The following is a 19,359-nucleotide window of genomic DNA, read 5'->3' on the forward strand; positions in this document are numbered from 1 at the left end:
CGTCAAGGCTGTTAACATTACCTGAAAAGATGAGCTAAACCACATTAAACCAGCGCCGGTATCGCCTATTAATGATAGATCCACCGCGCTTCCCCGACCAGGAGCCTCCAGACCATGCACGAATCCATCGTCGTCTTTTCGCACCTGCGCTGGGACTTCGTCTACCAGCGCCCCCAGCACCTCCTGGCCCGCATGGCCAAACTCCGACCGATCATCTTCATCGAGGAGCCGATCCACCAGGAAAACAGCGCCCCCTTTTTCGAGCTGAGCCGGCCCGAACCGGGGGTCCTGGTCTGCAAACCGGTCACCCCGAGCTCTCAGGGCGGTTTCCATGACGAGCAGATCCCCTGGATTGCGGAGCTCCTCGGAGAGCTTCTGGCCAAGGAGCAGATCAGCCACTACCTCGCCTGGTTCTACACCCCGATGGCGCTGCCGCTGTTGCGCCACCTCAGGCCGCAGCTGGTGGTCTACGACTGCATGGACGAACTCTCCGGGTTCCTGAAGGCACCACGACAGCTCACCCAGCGCGAGGCCGCCCTCTTGAAGTCCGCGCACCTCGTCTTCACCGGCGGGCGGAGCCTCTACGAGGCGAAGAAGGGGCTGCACCCCGCGGTGCACTGTTTCCCGAGCAGTGTCGACGCCGCCCACTTCGCCAAAGCGCTGGACCCCGCCCTGGACCACCCGCTGCAGCGCCCCCTCCCCCGGCCGCGCCTGGGGTTTTACGGGGTACTGGACGAGCGACTCGACCTCGCCTTGCTGCACGCCCTGGCCAAGACGCACCCGGGCTGGCAGATCGTCCTGGTGGGCCCGGTGGTCAAGATCGCCCCCGAGACGCTCCCCAAGGCCCCCAACATCCACTACTTCGGGAAAAAAGAGTACACCGAACTCCCCGCCTTTCTCTCCGGCTGGGATGTCTGCATCCTCCCCTTCGCATTGAACGAAGCGACCCGCTACATAAGCCCCACGAAGACCCTCGAGTACATGGCCGCGGAAAAGCCGGTGGTCAGCACCCCCATCACCGACGTGGTGCGCCCCTACGGCGAGGTGGTCTTCATCGGCCGAAGCATCGCGGAGTTCATCACGGGGTGCGAGCAGGCGCTCAGGCAGGATGCGGAGCAGAAGCGTCGCATGGTGGCCGGCATGCGCCGCATCCTTTCCAGCACCTCCTGGGACAGCACCGTGGAGGCGATGGACACCCTGATCCGGCAGGCGCTCCGCGAGAGAACTGCCGCGCCTCGTTGAGGCAGCGCCCGCTTCAGCACCAGAAAAAGCCCCGAACCGGGGCTTTTTTCGTTTGCGGCACCACCGTCGGGGTGTCACAGCAAGGGCTTTAGCGCGGGAAAACCGTTCCGGCGCTAGGGGAGACGGGGGAGAGCCGCGTCACGGAAGTAGCGCTCTAACGCGTCGTCCAGCTCGGGAAGGGATCCGCCGCGCACGGTGGCGAGGGGGACGAAGGAGGGACGCAGCGCGGGAAAGCCGAAGCTCGCCGCGGGGCGGGGGAGGACGCCGGCGGGGTCCAGGCCGGCCAGCGCCGCGAACCGGCGGGCGAACTCGGCCCAGCTCACGGCACCCAGGTTGGAAAGGTGCCAGATCCCCCGCTCCCGGTCCAGCAGGAGATCGAGGCTCGCGCTCACCAGGTCCGGGACGTAGGTGGGGGAGACGTAGAGGTCGCACGCCGCGGGTACCCCCTCTCCGCGGCGCAGCTCGCGCAGGGTCGTGGTGACGAAGTTGTAATCGTCCCAGGGGCCGAAAAAGGCGCTGGTTCGCACCACCAGCGCCTGCGGGTGGAGGGCGAGCACCCGCCGCTCCGCCTCCGCCTTGCTGTGACCGTAGGTATTGAGGGGGGCCACGGGGTCGTTTTCGTAGTAGGCCGTCCCTTTCTTGCCGTTGAACACCATGTCTGAGGAGAAGGTGAGCAGGGCGATCCCCCGCTTGCCGCACTCCCCCGCCAGGAGTGCGGGACCGGTGGTATTCTCGCGAAAGCAGTTCTCCCGATCCGACTCGGCCTGGTCGATGCGCACGAATCCGGCGCCGTTTACCACCGCCCAGGGGCGGAAGCGCTCCAGCGCCGCGGCCACCGATTCGGGAGAGGCGATGTCCAGTTCCTGGCGGCACAAAAGCCGGTAGTGGATGCCGCGCTGCTGGCAGAGCCGGGCGAAGGCCTGCCCCAGCGTCCCGGTCTTGCCGGTTATGAGCACCCCGCAGGCCGCCTCGCCGTCGAAGTGGCGCGGACGCCACCCCGCAGGGCGGCACTCGGGGAGAAAGCGCTCCGGCCGGCGCCACCACCCCGGGGTACCGAGACAGGGGTCGCTGAGCCCGCCGGTCTGCGAAAGCTCCCTGAGTGCCGCTCCGATGGCGGTCCGGCGCGGGCGGGGGCCCCGGATGTCGAAGGCGCCGGGCTCGTAGCAGCCGGTCTGCCGGGTGAACAGCGAGTCCCAGTCGAACGACCCCAAAAGCGCCCAGGAGGTCACCGCCTCAAGTGCCACCCCCTGGCGCCTCAGGGCGAGCGCGGCCTGCCAGGCCTCGTTGAGCCAGCGCAGCTGCTCCTCGCGGCTTGAGCCGAGGTGCACCTCGGTGATGGCGAGCGACCTGCCGTAGCGGGCCCACGCCTCGCGCAGGTGCTCCTCGTGACCCACGATCCCCTCGGGCCGGACCCGGACCGCCTCCACGTCGGCATAGCGGTCCCGGCCGTTGCCCCCCCTGACCCACTCGGGGTAGCGCTCCAGGCGGTGATCCAGGAAACGGTCGCTGGTCAGGTAGTAGTTGACGCCGATCACGTCGGGGGGGGAGGGGCGCTCGCAGAACTCGTCCAGCTCGGCGGGGCTTGCGCCGTGCAGCTCCAGCCACCACCTGAGCGGGTGCTGGTCGTTCACCCTGCCGCAAAGCAGGTCGTAGCTGAGCCAACGCCGGTGGTTTTCGAACTCCGCCTGGTAGCGCAGCCGCCCGGTGGCGAAGGTGCAGCCCAGATCCTCGGTGGCGACCAGGCGGGCCTGCGGGTTCACCTGGCGTATGGCGCGCATGGCGCGGGCAATGGCGCGGCACTGCAACAGGAGCGCGCGCACGAAGCTCAGATCGTCGGCGGCGTGGGGGTACCAGTGCCCGTAGAGGGCGCTGAAACGTGCGGTGGTGAGCGGTTCGTTGATCGGGGTGTAGGCGGAGATCCAGGGGTAGCGGCGGGCCACCTGGGCGGCATAGCGGGCGAGCTTGTCGGGGAAACCGGCATCGAGCAGGCTCGTGTAGGCGGGGCCGCTGCCGTGATGCAGCAGCCCCGCGATGGGAGCGATCCCCAGCTCCCTGAGCCTGGCCAGGCGCTCGTCGCACCAGGACCAGTCCGTCTCCTCCGGGGTGTTTGGCGCCACCAGCTCCCACAGTACCGGGTAGCGCAAGGTCTTAAGCCCCAGTCCGGCGATGAGCTCCAGGTCCGCGGGGCGGTTTAGGTGGCCACTTAGGGCCAGCTGGTTCTGGTAGGTATCTCGCACGCGGTTCACGGTGCATTCAATGCCGCCCCACAGCTCGGGAGGTTCGGTCAAACTTCTGCGGGATTCCATGACCACCTCGCGGAAAACCTAGCGGGGGACCAGCAGGGTCCCCAGTTGCCCCTTCTCACGGTACCGGTCGAGCACCCATTCGCCGAGTTGGGTGCCCCACCCCTCCCGAACCAGCGCGACGCAGGCGCCGCCGAATCCGGCCCCGGTAAGCCGGGCTCCGAAAACCTCCTCTTCCCCCTGCAGCAGTTGCACCATGAGGTTCAGGGCGGGAATCGAGACCTCGAAGTCGTCCCTGAGGCTGCGGTGCGAGAAGTTCATGAGCTCGCCGAAGCGCCGGGCGTCGACCCCCTGGGCCGCCTCGAGGACGCGCAGGTTTTCGGTCACCACGTGCCGGGCCCTTTTGGCCAGCTCCTCGGGGAGCGCGGCCAGCTCCCCCGGATCCCCGACATCCCTCAAAGCCGCTACCCCGAGAAGCCGCGCGGCCTCCTCGCACTCCCGGCGCCGCTCGTTGTAGCCGCTCTCCTCGAGCCGGCGCGGGACGCCGCTGTCCAGGACCAAAAGCTCCGCCCCCTCGGGGAGCGGCAGGAGCCTCCGCTCCAGGGTCCGGGTATCGAGGAAGAGCATGTGGTGCTCGTCGGCGAGGCTTGCCGCCATCTGGTCCATGATGCCGCAGTTCACCCCCGCGTACTCGATCTCCGCCCTTTGGGCCAGCCGCGCCACCCGGACGTCGTCCAGGTCCAGGTGGAACAGCTCGCGCAGCGCACGCAGCACGGCAACCTCGAGGGCGGCGGAACTGGAAAGGCCGGACCCCATCGGGACCTGGGAGTCCACCCTCATGAGCACCGGCGGGATCACCGCCCCGCCTTGCCGCACCAGGGTAAGGCAGCCGTGCAGGTAGGCGGCGAAACCCGGCGGTGTCGGCCCGACCGGCTCGCAGTCGACCCGCTGCCCCAGGTCCTCCGCCGCGAAGTGGTCCAGCCGGTCCGGGCTCAGCGCCATCTCCACCCGGGTCTTTTGCGGTATCGCGCAGGGTAGCACGAACCCGTCGTTGTAGTCGGTGTGCTCGCCGAGCAGGTTCACCCGTCCGGGGGCCTGGGCTACGGCTTTGGGTTCCACGCCGAAGAGTTCCAGAAACGATCGAGGCATGAGGCGCTGCTCCATGGCCTAGCGCTCCAGGACCTGGGGCCGGGGGATGCCGGCCACCGGCACCGTGGGCCAGGCGGGGTCGAGGGTGAGGTTTTCCAGACCGCTCTCGGTGATGAGGAAGGTGTCCTCCACCTTGGCACCGGGAAGGCTCGGGTTCCAGGCCACCGCGCTTGCGGCGGCAAGGGTCTGACAGCTGTCGGGGGTGGCTATCACCTCGCGGGAGAGGTAGCCGGTGCTCCCCCCCTGGTGGTGCTCCCGGATCGCCTCGGGGTGCCCGAGCGCCGCGTACGCCTTGGAGAGTTCCCGGTACACGGTGCGCAGCCGCGCCCCCGGGCGCGAGAACTCGAGGGCCCGCGCCTCCACCTGCTGCACCAGGCGGTGCCGCTCGAGGGTCGCGGCGGGGAGCGCCCCGAAGCTTAGGAAACGGGTGAGGTTCGCCCACAGCCCAAAGCCCCGGGCACAGAAGACCAGCATCGCGTAGCGTCCCAGGGGGGCCGTGGTCGGCATCGGGTGGCGGTAGAGCTCGAGGCGCCGCTCCCCTGCCGCCATGACCAGCCCCGGCTCGAGACCGCGCCGCAAAAGCGCCTGCGCCCCTGCCCCCGCCAGGTCCAGCTCGCTCCACTCGGGACGCGCCAGGTTCAAGACCTCGGTCATCGCGAGCGCCGCCTGGCGCCCCACCTCCCGGTAACGCTCGACCTCGCCCGGGACCAGGGCCCACCTGGCATGCAGGAGCTCCTCGGGAAGCGGCTCCTCTCCGGGCACCGGCCGATCCGAAAAGACCCGACACCTCTGGGTCAGCTCGCGCACCAGCGCCTCGCGCGCCTCCGGATAGGCCCAGGGGGTGGGGCGGACCGGGAACCCCACCGGGAGCTCCTCGTCCATGAGGCGCGCCGCCTCGATCTCGTCGGTAACGACGCACCCCCCCTGGGCGGTCACCACGACCTCGGCGATCCCGGTCTCCGCAGCCAAAAGTACCGCGCTGGAGCCGCCGGCACTGATCCAGGCAAACCAGTCGATGCCGCGCAAGCGGGCAGCCCCCCCCTCCCCCAGCACCCGCTGCACGGTGCGGACCTTCTCCTGTACCTCCTGGTAGCGCGAGCTGCCGGTCACAGGGTCACCGCCACGGCCCGCAACTCCTCGGCCTTTTCTTCGGGAAGGGCGTCGTTGGCGAACATCCCGGCGGCGAGCTCGGTCCCCGCCAGGTACTTGAGCCGGTCACTCGAGCGGTACGGGGGGAAGAACTCGGCATGCAGGTGCGACTCGGGGTGCGCCTTGCCGTCCACCGGCCCCTGGTACCAGGCCATCAGGTAGGGGAAGGGGCGCTGCCAGAGCCCGTCGTACTTGAGCAGGGTGGTCTTCAGAGCCCGGGCCAGGTCCGCGCGCACCGGCGGGGTGAGGGCCCGGAAGTCCGGCACCGCCTTGATGGGGGCGAGCCAGACCTCGTAGGGATAGCGGGCCCAGGCGGGGACGAAGGAGATGGCGTGCTCGCCGCGGTAGATGACCCGGGTGTCGGCCGCGAGTTCGGCGGCGATCAGGGTCTCCAGGAGCGGTTTCCCCTTCTTCTCGAGGTAGCTCTTCTCCTGGTGGTTCATGCGCTTGGGGACCGGAGGGATGAACGGGTAGGCGTAGATCTGTCCGTGCGGGTGGTGCAGGGTGACCCCGACCTCCACCCCCTTGTTCTCGAAGGGGAGCACGTACTTGATCCTCGGGTCCTGCGCGAGCACCGCGGTGCGGCTCCCCCAGACCTCCATGAGGAGCTCCAGGTGGTCGAGCGGGAGCCCGGCCAGCGAGGTTGCGGGATCCTTGGTGAAGACCACCACCTCGCACTTCCCCAGTCCCGGCATGGTGTCGACGATGCTCTTCGGGGCATCGTGGGCCAGGGGGCTCAAGGAGGGGAACCGGTTGTCGAACACCGCCACCTCGTAGTTCCCCTGGGGCAGCTCGGTGGGATTCTCCGGATCGGTAGTGACCGCGAGCGGGTTGTACTCCGGCGGCGGCATGAAGGTGCGTCCCTGGCGGTAGCTTGCGTAGGCGATCCACTCGCGGCGCAGGGGGTGCCAGCGCAGGTGCGGGTTGGCCTCCAGCGGTTCCCGGTTCGGACTGGGGACCGGGCCTGCCACCTCGATGGGGCGCCGGCCGTACAAGGTCAGGCTGCGTCCGTCGGGTTTAACGAGCTCGTGCCGGTAGAGCATACGACCTCCAGGTCACGGCACGGCGGGACGCCGGCCGGAAAAGGCAAAACGATTCGGGTTCACTTAGGGGGGATGATCGGGGGGGTCAGACACTCTCCCAGGAGAGGGCCCCCTGCGCCCGGGTGCCGCGCACCGCCTCGGCGATCTTTTCCAAGGGGATCTTCGGGGTGCGGTCGGCGAAGAGCAGGCCGTTTGCCTCCTGGAAGGTGTCGGCGAACTGGGTGTAGCAAAAGCCGCTGAACATCGCGGTGGTGCGTGCCACCTCGATGAGCGTGAGCACCACCCGTTCGAACTCGTCGATGTCGTCGTGGCGCACGTAGCCCCAGGCGCTGTGGTGCAGCTCGTCCACCGGCCGCACGTAGGCCACGCCGCCGAACTCGGTCAACATGATCGGCTGGCCGCGGTGCGGAAAGCCGTCCAGGGTGAGGATCCGCCCTCCGGGGCGCCGCCTGTCGAAGAGCTCTTCGGGCTTCACCTGCGGGCCGTAGCGCTCGCGCAGGGTCTGCGGGTTGTGGTCGTAGTCGTGGATGCCGATGATGTCGGTGGCGGAACTCTCCCAGCCGTCGTTGCCGATCACCGGCCGGGAAGGGTCCAAGGTCTTCGAGAGGTGGTAGAAGGCGTGCACGGCGTCGCGGTGCGGCTGGCTCGCGGTCAGATCCGGCCCCCCCCAGGACTCGTTGAAGGGGACCCAGACGATGATGCAGGGGTGGCTGTAGTCGCGCTCGATGGCCTGGATCCACTCGCGCATCAGCCTCTTGATGGAGCGGGTGGTGAAGCGGTAGGCGCTGGGCATCTCGGACCAGACCACGAGCCCCAGGGTATCGGCCCAGTAAAGGAAGCGGGGATCCTCCAGTTTCTGGTGCTTGCGCACGCCGTTGAAGCCCATCGCCTTCACCAGTTCCACGTCGCGCCGGAGCGCCTCGTCCGAGGGTGCGGTCATCAGCGAGTCGTGCCAGTACCCCTGGTCCAGAACCAGGCGCAGCGGGTAGAGCCTGCCGTTTAACAGGAATCGATCCCGGTGCACCTTCACGGAGCGAAGCGCGGTGTAGGAAAGGAACTCGTCCAGTACCTCCCCACCTTGGGTGAGCTTCACCTGGGCGTGAATCAGCCGGGGATGCTCGGGAGACCAGAGCAGGTCGTTGCGGTAGTCCTCGATCCCGGGGTCGGCCAGCGCCAGGCGGCGGTGCATCTGGTCCCCGATCACCCGGTAGCGGTCCTCGACCAGGAGCTGGTCCGCCGTGGTGAGCTTCACGTAGAGCTCCATGCCCTCGGCGATCTCCCCCTCGAGGAGAGCCTCGAAGCCGACCTCCCAACGCTCCAGGTGAGGGGTCCAGCGCACCCTTTTCACGTAGGTCCTCGGTACCGTCTCGAGCCACACCGTCTGCCAGATCCCCGTGGTGCGGTGGTACCAGATCGAATGCGGTTCAAGAGCCCAGTCCTGCTTGCCGCGCGGCTTTTCGAGGTCTTCGGGATCGTCCTCCACCTGCACCGTGATGCGCTGGGTTCCCGAGGGGTCGAGGGCGTGGGTGATGTCGATGAAAAACGGGGTGAAACCGCCGCTGTGCCGGGCTACGTGGATGTCGTTGACCCAGACCAGGGCGTGGTAATCGACCGCACCGAAGTGCAAAAGCACCCTCCCCGCTTCGGGGATCTGGTACTGAAAGTCTCTGCTGTACCAGCACTCCCGGTGGAAGGTGGTGTCTTCGATACCGCTACGCTTGCTCTCCGGCACGTAGGGCACCTCGATGGTCAGGGGCCACTCCCTGACGTCGGCGGGAACCCGGTAGTTTTTACCGTCGGCAAAGGTGAACCGCCAGGGACCGTTCAGGGAGAACCAGTTGGAGCGCTGCAACTGTGGACGCGGGTAGTTCATGAGCAGGACCCTCGGTTTAATTTTTATAATTACAGGATGCTAACAGGTCTCTCATAAATTTCAACCTGACGATAAAGCCTTGCCAGGCGCCTTACAGCAAACCGCCGGGCCGGTCGGGCGAGGACGCTTTATTAGTGAACGCCATTTCACGACCCATGCGCCCTCCTGGCACGGCGAGAACAAAGGGCGGCCTGCGCTGCCCTCGAACGTCCCGCGTCAATCGCCTCCCTGGAAAAGCCGGCTTTCCGCGTTCCTCATTGACACCCAACGTCGATTAGGTATCTTTAACATTTCAAAACACCGGGGATCGCTGGCGCAGGGAAAAGACCAGCAAAGCCGGGCGAGTTACGCTAGTCCTAAAACGGCTGTACAGCTAAGCGACAGGGAGACGGCTCATGAGCGGCAAAATGAAAACAATGGACGGCAACACCGCAACGGCCTACGTCGCCTACGCCATGAGCGAGACGGCGGCCATCTACCCGATCACCCCCTCCTCCACCATGGGCGAGGTCGCGGACGAGTGGGCGGCTAAGGGGCGCCACAACATCTTCGGCCAGCGCCTCTTGATCCGCGAGATGCAGTCCGAGGCGGGGGCCGCCGGATCGGTGCACGGCTCGCTCGTCGCAGGCGCGCTCACCACCACCTTCACCGCCTCCCAGGGGCTTTTGCTCATGCTCCCCAACATGTACAAGATCGCCGGCGAACTCCTCCCGGGAGTCTTCCACGTCTCGGCCCGCGCCCTCGCCACTCACGCCCTCTCCATCTTCGGGGACCACCAGGACGTCATGGCCGCCCGCGCCACCGGGTTCGCCCTTTTGTGTTCTTCGTCGGTGCAGGAGTGCATGGACCTCGCCCTGGTGGCCCACCTGGCCGCGCTGGAGGGGAGCATCCCGTTCCTGCACTTTTTCGACGGTTTCCGGACCTCCCACGAGGTGCAGAAGATCGAGGCGATCGAGTATGAGGCCATGGCGCGCCTTTTAAACCGCGACAAGCTCGCGGCCTTCCGGAAGAAGGCGATGAACCCGGAGCACCCGGAGCTGCGCGGCACCGCCCAGAACCCCGACATCTACTTCCAGGGGCGCGAGCGCTCCAACCCCTACTACCTGGCGCTGCCTGAGATCGTCACCCGCTGCATGGAGCAGGTGGGCGAGTTGACCGGCCGGCCCTACCGGCTCTTCGACTACGTGGGGGACCCGCAGGCCGAACAGGTCATCGTCAGCATGGGCTCCTCCTGCGAGACCATCGAGGAGGTGGTCACCCACTTCAACGCGAAAGGCGAGAAGCTCGGCCTCGTCAAGGTGCGGCTCTACCGTCCCTTCGACAGCCAGGCCCTCTTCGCCGCACTCCCCGCGTCCGCCAAGAAAATCACCGTGCTGGACCGGACCAAGGAGCCGGGATCGCTCGCCGAGCCGCTCTACCTCGACGTCTGCACCGCGTTCATGGAGCGCGGCGGTCCGCTTCCCGAACTCTTCGCCGGGCGCTACGGGCTGGGGTCCAAGGAGTTCAGGCCGGTGCACGTAAAGAGCATCTTCGACAACATGAACGGCTCCCCGGGCCTTAGGCACTTCACGGTCGGGATCGAGGACGACGTCACCAACCTCTCGCTTCCCGCCGGGGGGACCATCTCCACCACCCCCGAGGGGACCATCCAGTGCCGCTTCTGGGGGATGGGGGCCGACGGGACCGTAGGGGCGAACAAGGCGGCGATCAAGATCATCGGCGACAACACCGACCTCTTCGTCCAGGCCTATTTCGCCTACGACTCCAAGAAGTCCGGCGGCATCACCGTCTCGCACCTGCGCTTCGGCACGAGCCCGATCCGGTCCACCTACCTGGTGGACAGCGCCGATTTCGTCTCCTGCCAGCAGTCGGCCTACGTCGAGGTCTACGACGTCCTCGAGGGGATCAAGGAGGGGGGGACCTTCCTCTTGAACTCCCCCTGGACCACGGTCGAGGCCCTGGAGGAGCACCTCCCGGCGGCCATGCGGCGCGCCCTCGCCGGCAGGAAGATCCGCTTTTTCAACCTCGACGCCATCAGCATCGCGGCCCAGGCGGGGCTGGGCGGACGCATCAACATGATCATGCAGACCGCCTTCTTCAAGCTCTCCGGCGTGCTCCCCTTCGAGCAGGCGGTCGAGCTCCTGAAGGATTCCATCCGCAAGGAGTACGGGCGCAAGGGGGAGCAGGTGGTCGAGATGAACCTGAAAGCGGTGGACCTCGCCGTGGAGAGCCTGGTGGCCATCGACTACCCCGATTCCTGGCGCGAGGCCGACGATAGCCGCGGGCTCAACTTCCGCCTGAACCAGCAGATGCCCCACTACATGGGAGAGACCATCTTCCCCATCCTGCGCCAGAAGGGGGACGACCTGCCGGTCTCCTCCTTCACCCCCGACGGGGTCTTCCCGGTCGCCACCGCGCGCTACGAGAAGCGCGGCGTGGCGATCAACGTCCCCGAGTGGATCAAGGAGAACTGCATCCAGTGCAACCAGTGCTCCTTCATCTGCCCCCACGCCACCATCCGCCCCTTCCTGGCGACCGACGAGGAACTCGCTCAGGCGCCCGCGAGCTTCGAGACGCTTCCCGCCACCGGGCGCGAGGTGAAGGGGCACCGCTTCCGGATCCAGGTCTATCCCCTTGACTGCATGGGGTGCGGCAACTGCGCCGACATCTGCCCGGCCAAGACGTCCGCCCTGGTGATGAAGCCGATCGAGACCCAGGCGAAGCTCCAGGAGGAGAACCGCGCCTTCGCCGAGACCCTCTCCCCCAAGGGGCACCTGGCCAAGCGGACCACGGTAATCGGGAGCCAGTTCCAGCAGCCGCTCCTCGAGTTCTCCGGCGCCTGTTCCGGCTGCGGCGAGACCCCCTACGCTAGGCTCGCCACCCAGCTCTTCGGCGAGCACATGCTGATCGCCAACGCCACCGGCTGCTCCTCGATCTGGGGCGCCTCGGCTCCGGTCAGCCCCTACTGCACCAACCACGAGGGGCACGGCCCGGCCTGGAACAACTCGCTCTTCGAAGATGCCGCGGAGTTCGGCTACGGCTACCACATGGCCTACGCCCAGCGCCGCGAGCGGCTCGCCGAACAGGTGCGCGAGCTGCTCGCGGGCGAGCTCACCGGTGAGTTGGCCGGCGCACTCGGGGCCTGGCTCCAGGACATGAACCATCCCGAAGAGTCCCGGCGCCAGGCGCGCGAACTGAAGGGCCTCCTGGCTCAGGTTTCCTCAGACGGGCGCTTCCGGGAGATCGTCGAGTCGGCCGACCTCTTCGCCAAGAAGTCGATCTGGATCTACGGGGGGGACGGCTGGGCCTACGACATCGGCTTCGGCGGCCTGGACCACGTGCTTGCCATGGGCGAGGACGTGAACATGCTGGTCATGGACACCGAGCTCTACTCAAACACCGGCGGGCAGTGCTCCAAGGCGACCCAGTTGGGGGCGGTGGCGCGCTTTGCCGCGGCCGGCAAGGGGACCGCCAAGAAGGACCTGGGGCGCATGGCCATGAGCTACGGCTACGTCTACGTCGCCTCGGTGGCCATCGGCGCCGACAAGAACCAGACCCTGAAGGCACTCTCCGAGGCGGAGGCCTACCCGGGGCCGTCCATCGTCATCGCCTATTCCACCTGCATCAACCAGGGGCTCAGGAAGGGGATGGGGAAATCGATCGAGGAGTCGCTCTTGGCGGTGCGCTCGGGCTACTGGCCGCTCTACCGCTACAACCCGCTCTTGAAGAGGGAGGGGAAAAACCCGTTCATCCTGGAGTCCAAGGAGCCCGACGGCTCGCTCAACAGCTTCCTCTCCGGGGAGGTGCGCTACGCGGCACTCGCCCAGTCAAACCCGGAGGCCGCCCGCGCCTACCGGCTCAAGCTGGAAGAGGAGGTGAACGAGCGCTTCCGGATCCTGAAGGATATGGCGGACTGGCAGCCCACCAAGGGGGACGTGCCGAAGGGGGGCGGGCGCAGCCACGAGCACGTGCCGGCCGAGGCGGGAGCCGCCGAGGAGTCGGCGCCGGTCTGCATCAGCGCGACCAGCGACGCCCGCTACAGCCGCCCCACCATGCCGGAGGAGGCCTGCGACGACGGGCGGGCCGGGATCGACAAGAAACTGGACGAGTAGAGGAGAAGCTGCGGAGCACACGTCACCGCGGCCCCGCAGCCCCCCTGGCGCCGCCATGCACCACTGGCATTTACATTAGTGGGCCGACCCGGGAGATCCCCCCTCCCCCTGCGGGAGGGGGTTAGGGGGTGGGGAAGCTGCCACGAAGAACAACAGCCTGTCACCTCAGCGGCAACCACCCTCCCTCAAAGAGGGGGGAAGACGCTAACCAAACGGCAGCGTCCCTGCAGTCGGAGTGAGTCATGAGCACGTTCGACATCGTCGTCATCGGAGCCGGCATATCCGGGGCCACCTTGGCCGAGCGCTACGCCGCCTTGGGCAAGAAGGTGCTGGTGCTCGAGAAGCGGGACCATATCGGGGGGAACTGCTACGACTACTACGACGAGGCGGGGATCCTGGTCTCCAGGTACGGGGCGCACCTCTTCCACACCAACTACGAGGACGTCTGGCGCTACGTGAACCGCTTCTCTAACTGGTACCCCCACGTGCACCGCGTGCTGGCGCGCGTGGACGGCCTCCTGGTCCCCATCCCGGTCAACATCGTCACCGTGAACCGGATCTTTAAACTGAACATCCAGTGCGAGGAGGCGATGCAGGCCTTTCTGGACCGGGTCCAGGTGAAGAACCCCGCCCCCCAAAACGGGGAGGAGGCGGCGCTCGCGCGGGTGGGGCAGGTCCTCTACGAGAAGATGTTCAAGCACTACACCAAGAAGCAGTGGGACAAGTACCCCCACGAGCTGGACGCCTCGGTGCTGCAGCGCATCCCGGTGCGCAGCAACTTCGACGACCGCTACTTCGAGGACACCTACCAGGCGCTGCCGCTCAACGGCTACACCCGGCTCTTCGCCGCCATGCTCGACCACCCGAACATCACGGTCAGGCTCAACACCGACTACTTCGAGGCGAAGGAGACCCCCGAGGTGCGGGGGTGCCACAAACTCTTCTACGCCGGCCCCATCGACCGCTTCTTCGATTACCGTTTCAGTCTCGAGCGCAAGCTGCAGTGGCGCTCCATCCGCTTCGAGTGGCAGACCCTCGACCAGGAGTACTTTCAGGAGAACTCGGTGGTGAACTACCCCGACCCCCAGGACGGGACCTTCACCCGCATCGTCGAGTACAAGCACTTCACCGGCCGGAAGAACCCGAAGACCACTATCTCCCGCGAGTACACCACCGACGAGGGGGATCCCTACTACCCGGTCCCCAACCCGCAGAACGAGGCGATCTGCCAGCGCTACCGCGAGGAGGCGGACAAGCTTGCGAACATCTACTTCGTGGGGCGCCTTGCCAACTACAAGTACTTCAACATGGACCAGGCCTTCAAAAACGCCCTCGACCTCTTCACCCGCCTCGAGGGTCCCGCCGCCGCGGAGATCAGCGAACCATCTGCGGCATGACCGGATCATTGCTCGCCCCTACCCCGATTCCCGGATGCACCTACAACAAAGGCCCTTGGCAGTGAAGCCAAGGGCCTTTCTTCTTTCCGGCTGTTGTTACGTGTCAGGCCGAACCCGTGTCACAAGGTTCGCGGCTGGTTTGTCCCGTTTTGCCTGAGTCCAGCTAGACCGGGGCCACGGCGAGTGCGGTCCCCTCTTCGTCCCACTGGTAACCGCAGATCGGACAGATCCCCTTCCCGGTCCCGAAGTAGTCCTCGCCGCACTCGGGGCAGGTGAGGTTCGGCTGTGGCCCGCACATGCTGCAGCTGTCTCCGCCGTTTAGATCGTGCCCGCACCAAAGACAAGTGGTTCGTTTCATGGTTTCCCTCCTGGCAATCACGCTTGCTACCTTACCCTTTCTCGACCGCCGGGGGAATATCTTTAAGCGGTGCCTCCCTTATTGCGGGGAGACCCTTACCACGACCTTCCCGAGGTTCTTCCCGGCCAGCAGATCGATGAGCCCCTGCGGCGCCTGGTCCAGCCCCTCGATCAGTTGCTCGCGCGCCTGCACCTGCCCGTCGCGTACCCACTGCCCCATCTCCCTTGTGAAATCTGCCAGCCGGGTCTCGTAGTGGTCCGAGATGATAAAACCCTGGACCCTGATGCGCCTGGCCAGCACGGCCCCCATCAGCAGGGGGAGCCGGTCGGGTCCCTCGCCGGGGCCAAACTGGTTGTAGTGGGCGATCAACCCGCACACCGGCACCCGCGCGTGCTGGTTGAGCAGCGGCCAGACCGCTTGGAACACCTTGCCGCCGACGTTCTCGTAATAGATGTCGATCCCCTTGGGGCAGGCCTCCTTGAGCTGCGCTGCCAGGTCCGCACGGTGGTGGTCCAGGCAGCGCTCGAAGCCGAACTCCTCAACCGCGATCCGGCACTTCTCCTCCCCCCCGGCGATCCCCACCGTCCGGCACCCCTTGAGCTTCGCGATCTGCCCCACCGCCGAGCCGACCGCACCGGTTGCCGCGGCAACCACCAGGGTTTCGCCTCCTTTCGGCGCCCCGATGTCCAAGAGCCCGACGTACGCGGTGAACCCCGGCATCCCCAGGACCCCCAGGGCGTAGGAAGGGTGCGGGAATTGGGCCGGGAGCTTGTTGAGACCGCTGCCGTCACATACTTCGTACTCCTGCCAGCCGCTGTAACCAAGGACGAGATCCCCGGGCTGGAAATCCGGATGCCGGGAGGCCTCGACCCGGGATACCGTCCCGCCGACCATGACCTCCCCGAGCTCTACCGGCGGGGCGTAGGAGGGTCCCTCATTCATGCGGCCGCGCATGTACGGGTCGAGCGAGAGGTAGACCGTACGCAGCAGGACCTCCCCTTGGGCGGGTTCTGTTACCGGTTGTTCCTCGATGCGGAAGTTGTCCCTGGTCGGTGCCCCCGAGGGACGCGAGTTCAGCACGACGCGGCGGTTCATCCTCGTTTCAACACTCATGTTCGCACTCCTTTGTCAGGTGAAAGAATTCCGGTGCTGGTCGCAACCGCACAAGCTTATCATGCTATTATCCTCTGGGGAGTGCGAGCGCTCGCGGAATACCGGCAACGCTGCTCCCGGAAGAAATCCCGCAACAAGGAAATTTCTTTTTGGGAGGACGCGATGATCGAGAAAGTGGTGTCGGGCGGGCAGACCGGCGTGGACCGGGCGGGGCTGGATGCGGCGCAGGCGGCGGGGTTCCCGATCGGCGGCTACTGCCCCAAGGGGCGGCTGGCCGAGGACGGCACCGTTCCGGAGTGTTACCCGCTCATCGAGCTGGAGAGCGACCGTTACGCAAGCCGCACCGAGAAAAACGTGGTGGAGTCCGACGCCACCTTGGTACTCAACTGCGGCGAGCTGAGCGACGGCACCCGGGCGACCGTCGAGTTCGCCAGGGAGCACCGCAGACCGCATCTCATCCTGCAACTGGACCAGGAGCCCGACCTCGAACTCTGCCGCGCCTGGATCGAGGAGAACGGGGTGAGGACCCTGAACGTCGCGGGTCCCCGGGAGAGCAAGTGCCCCGGCATCTATCAAAAGGCTCTGGAGTTCCTCAGGCGGCTCTTCGAGTAGCAGCGGGAGCCTCACGGTGCAGATCCTCTAACCCTCTTCCGGTCCCCTCCCCTACCCCCGTCACGTAAACACCGATCCCCCCGATCACCGCTAAAGCTGTTGGCGATTCGTCCGATGAGCCCCCTGAAGATGCACCATGATCGTGCCGATGCAGTCGCCTTTCCCGCCCACGACTGCCAAAGGCCGGTCACGTCGATGCACCCCGCGCGTTACCACCTTCAGGAGAGCTGCATGAAAACCACCTTCAGCATCAGATTCAAAGTACTGCTTGGAACCGCCGTCCTCGTGACACTGCTCGCCGTGATCCTTACCCTGCAGGGACGCAGCGCCATCCGCAGCCTCGCCCAAAGCGGCTGCGATACCCTGCGCGACAAGAGCGTGGAGTCCCGCAAGCAGGAGTTAAAGAGCGAGGTAGAGATCGCCCTCGGAATCATCAACGCGGTGTACCAGGAGGCCCAGGCCACAGGCGGCGACATGGCCCAGGCCCAGCAGCGGGCGCTCAGCCTGTTGCGCCCGGTTCGCTTCTTCGGCAACAAAAGCGGCTACTTCATGGTGCACGCCCTCTCCGGCGAGCGCGCCAAGGCCGTCCTCATCCCGGTGAAACCGGAGCTGGAAGGAAAAGACATCACCGAGCTCAAGGATAAAAAAGACAAGCTCTTCGTCCAGGAGTTCATGAAGGCGGCTCGCGCCGGCGGCGGCTGGGTCGAGTACAGCTTCCCGAAGACCCCGGACGGCCAGCCGCTCCCCAAGACCACCTACATCGGCCACTTCGCCCCCTGGGACTGGGAGGTCGGCACCGGGGTCTACACCGACGACCTCGAGGCAGAGGTCGGCGCGCTGAAGAAGGTGGAGCTTGGCAAGGCCGACGGCCAGTTTTACCGGATGCTCGGGGTCTCGGTGCTGGCACTGGTGCTCATCGTCTCTTCCCTGGGTTACCTGGTAAGCACGGCGCTCAGGCCGCTCAAGAGCATCGGCGACCTCGCCAGCGAGCTGGCCGCCGGCGAGGGGGACCTGACCCGGCGCCTTCCCGAGGGGACCCATGACGAAGTCGGCACCCTTTCCCGGGCCTTCAACCGCTTCATCGACAAGATCCAGCACATCATGCTCGAGGTGGTCGAGGAAAGCCGCCAGGTGAGCCGCTCAAGCGAACAGCTCTCCCGCACCTCGGACAGCATCGCCGTCGATTTCGACCACCTGGCGACCAAGTCCTCCTCGGTCGCCACGGCCAGCGAGCAGATGGCGGCGACCACCAACGACATCGCCGCCAACTGCATGAGCGCCGCCGAGGGTGCCCAGCTCGCCAGCCGCAAGGCGAGCACCGGACAGGCACTCTTGGACAACACCCTCACCTCGATGCATCGGCTGGCACAGCAGGTGACCGAATCGGCCCAGACCGTTGAGGGGCTGGGTTCCCGCTCCGACCAGATCGGGGCCATCGTCAGCACCATCGAGGACATCGCCGACCAGACGAACCTCCTGGCCCTCAACGCGGCCATCGAGGCGGCCCGTGCCGGGGAGCAGGGGCGTGGTTTCGCGGTCGTGGCGGACGAGGTCCGGGCGCTTGCCGAGCGGACCGCCAAGGCGACCCGCGAGATAGGCGAGATGATCAAGGGGATCCAGACCCAGACCAGGCTGGCGGTCGGGGTGATGGAAGCGGGGGTGCGCGAGGTGGAGACCAGCTCCGGCGAGGCCGAGCGCAGCGGCACGGCATTAAAGGAGATCCTCGAGCAGGTGGACCGGGTGACCGGCCAGGTGAACCAGATCGCCACCGCCGCCGAGGAGCAGAGTGCGGCGACCGGCGAGATTGCGGGGAACGTGCAGCAGGTGAATGAGGTCTTGCAGCAAAGCGCCGAGCTGTTGAGAAGCTCCTCTGCGATGGCCGGTTCCATGAAGGAGCGCTCCGACGCCCTGAACCGCGTGATAAGCCGCTTCAAGCTGGCCTGATCCCGCGCCGGGAAACGTCACCGAGCACCTGGCAGGTACAACCGAGGGGGGCTACCGGCACTACGAGATCTCCAACTTCGATTTAGAGCAGAAAAAAACGCGGCGGGATCTACCGGACCCGGCGGCTGAAGGAAGATGACCTTTCCAGCCGCCGGTTCCGGCAGATCACCAGGTCCGCGTTTTTTTGTATGGTATTCCGGTTTTCCGGGATTCATTTCATCAGTAACGGGAACACATCCCCCCCTCCCTTGACGGGAGGGGGTCGGGGGGTGGGTGAAGGCAGTCACCGGCAATGACGTCGCGCCCTCCCCCTCAGGGGACCCCACCTGCGCGCCTTTCTCGAATTCCAGCAAGAACCGTTTCTTTTCGGCTCCAGCTCCGGCGGAATTCCCGATCCGGCGCCGTTTCTGCTCCTTAACTAGTTTCGCGGTGTCGGCTAGCCGTTCGCCCCGAACCACCCCTTGCGCTGCTCCTCTTCGATGCGCTCCGCCAGGTAGTCCCAAAGCGCCGGGCACCCCGCCTTGATCGGCGGGCCGATCCGCCCGATCACCCGCTCGTAGCTGATCCCGTTTTCGCGCCAGCTCTGACCGTCGTTGGCCAGGTTCAAAAGCGGCGGCATGGCCCGGTCCACCGCGTTGGCGAAGACCGCCTCCGGCGTGGTGCCGGCCTCGAACTCCTCCCAAAGTTCCAGAAAGTACGCCCCCGGGTCCTCGGGGAGCATCCCGAAGATGCGCCGGGCGGCGGCGAGTTCCGCAGCCTTGCGCTCCTCCCAGCCGTCCTGGACGAACACCATGGTATCGCCGGTGTCGATCTCGCCTATGTCGTGCACCAAAAGCATCTCCACCACGCGGTTGATGTCCACCGGGGCCTGGGCGAAGCGCTCCAGGGAGAGTGCCAGCATGGCGATCTGCCAGCTGTGCTCGGCGGAGTTCTCGAAACGCTCGAGCCCGAGCGGGCGGTTTTTGCGGGTCACTCCCTTTAGTTTGTCCAACTCGAGTATGAAGGAGACGATCTGGGAAAGCGGGCTGTTCTCTGGCGTCATGGCGGTTAAGGGTCCTCTCGTTCGGGGTGTGGTCGGCTGGTCTGCCGGCGCCGACCATAGCACAGCTTGCCCCCCAAGACAA

At 66.4% G+C, this 19,359-nt stretch carries 13 protein-coding genes; 5 read left to right on the plus strand and 8 right to left on the minus strand.

Annotation, left to right across the window (positions count from 1 at the left end):
• The first annotated feature begins 114 nt into the window (after positions 1-114).
• Positions 115-1,242 carry a glycosyltransferase gene (locus GMST_RS12515; protein ID WP_183354999.1) on the plus strand — a complete coding sequence of 376 codons (1,128 nt, stop codon included), beginning with the start codon at positions 115-117 and terminating at the stop codon, positions 1,240-1,242.
• A gap of 113 nt (positions 1,243-1,355) precedes the next feature.
• Here the strand turns inward: GMST_RS12515 and GMST_RS12520 are convergent, their stop codons facing one another.
• From GMST_RS12520 to GMST_RS12540, 5 genes are all read right to left on the minus strand, one after another.
• Positions 1,356-3,548 (minus strand): family 1 glycosylhydrolase, encoded by a 2,193-nt coding sequence (locus GMST_RS12520; RefSeq protein WP_183355000.1) that lies wholly within the window; start codon positions 3,546-3,548, stop codon positions 1,356-1,358.
• Positions 3,549-3,566: 18 nt separating this feature from the next.
• Positions 3,567-4,634 carry a galactokinase gene (galK, locus tag GMST_RS12525; RefSeq protein WP_183355001.1) on the minus strand — a complete coding sequence of 356 codons (1,068 nt, stop codon included), beginning with the start codon at positions 4,632-4,634 and terminating at the stop codon, positions 3,567-3,569.
• 18 nt (positions 4,635-4,652) lie between these two features.
• The gene (locus GMST_RS12530) at positions 4,653-5,744 is read right to left on the minus strand and encodes a M24 family metallopeptidase (protein WP_183355002.1); all 1,092 of its coding nucleotides are present in this window, start codon (positions 5,742-5,744) and stop codon (positions 4,653-4,655) included.
• The gene (galT, locus tag GMST_RS12535; RefSeq protein WP_183355003.1) at positions 5,741-6,826 is read right to left on the minus strand and encodes a galactose-1-phosphate uridylyltransferase; all 1,086 of its coding nucleotides are present in this window, start codon (positions 6,824-6,826) and stop codon (positions 5,741-5,743) included. The genes GMST_RS12530 and galT overlap by 4 nt, the downstream gene beginning before the upstream one ends.
• An 85-nt stretch (positions 6,827-6,911) precedes the next feature.
• Positions 6,912-8,699, minus strand: coding sequence for a glycoside hydrolase family 2 protein (locus GMST_RS12540; RefSeq protein WP_183355004.1), 1,788 nt, complete (start codon positions 8,697-8,699; stop codon positions 6,912-6,914).
• 395 nt (positions 8,700-9,094) lie between these two features.
• Here GMST_RS12540 and nifJ point away from each other — a divergent pair, with 395 nt between their 5' ends.
• Positions 9,095-12,811 carry a pyruvate:ferredoxin (flavodoxin) oxidoreductase gene (gene nifJ, locus GMST_RS12545; RefSeq protein WP_183355005.1) on the plus strand — a complete coding sequence of 1,239 codons (3,717 nt, stop codon included), beginning with the start codon at positions 9,095-9,097 and terminating at the stop codon, positions 12,809-12,811.
• Positions 12,812-13,053: 242 nt separating this feature from the next.
• Positions 13,054-14,208: a UDP-galactopyranose mutase gene (gene glf, locus GMST_RS12550; RefSeq protein WP_183355006.1), complete on the plus strand. Its 1,155-nt coding sequence runs from the start codon at positions 13,054-13,056 to the stop codon at positions 14,206-14,208.
• 163 nt (positions 14,209-14,371) lie between these two features.
• On the opposite strand, the gene GMST_RS12555 is transcribed toward glf, so the two are convergent.
• Positions 14,372-14,566, minus strand: coding sequence for a hypothetical protein (locus GMST_RS12555; protein WP_183355007.1), 195 nt, complete (start codon positions 14,564-14,566; stop codon positions 14,372-14,374).
• Between the two features lie 78 nt (positions 14,567-14,644).
• Positions 14,645-15,679: an NADPH-dependent curcumin/dihydrocurcumin reductase gene (gene curA, locus GMST_RS12560; RefSeq protein WP_183355008.1), complete on the minus strand. Its 1,035-nt coding sequence runs from the start codon at positions 15,677-15,679 to the stop codon at positions 14,645-14,647.
• 162 nt (positions 15,680-15,841) lie between these two features.
• Here curA and GMST_RS12565 point away from each other — a divergent pair, with 162 nt between their 5' ends.
• The gene (locus GMST_RS12565; protein ID WP_183355009.1) at positions 15,842-16,291 is read left to right on the plus strand and encodes a putative molybdenum carrier protein; all 450 of its coding nucleotides are present in this window, start codon (positions 15,842-15,844) and stop codon (positions 16,289-16,291) included.
• A 231-nt stretch (positions 16,292-16,522) separates the two neighbouring features.
• Entirely contained in the window at positions 16,523-18,235 is a 1,713-nt protein-coding gene (locus tag GMST_RS12570) for a methyl-accepting chemotaxis protein (RefSeq protein ID WP_183355010.1), read from the plus strand.
• Between the two features lie 436 nt (positions 18,236-18,671).
• Here GMST_RS12570 and GMST_RS12575 read toward each other — a convergent pair whose 3' ends face one another.
• Complete coding sequence (locus tag GMST_RS12575) at positions 18,672-19,277, minus strand: HD domain-containing protein (RefSeq protein WP_183355011.1); 606 nt, start codon at positions 19,275-19,277, stop codon at positions 18,672-18,674.
• Positions 19,278-19,359: the final 82 nt, after the last annotated feature.

Source organism: Geomonas silvestris (assembly GCF_014193515.1).
In the GTDB taxonomy this organism is placed as follows: domain Bacteria; phylum Desulfobacterota; class Desulfuromonadia; order Geobacterales; family Geobacteraceae; genus Geomonas; species Geomonas silvestris.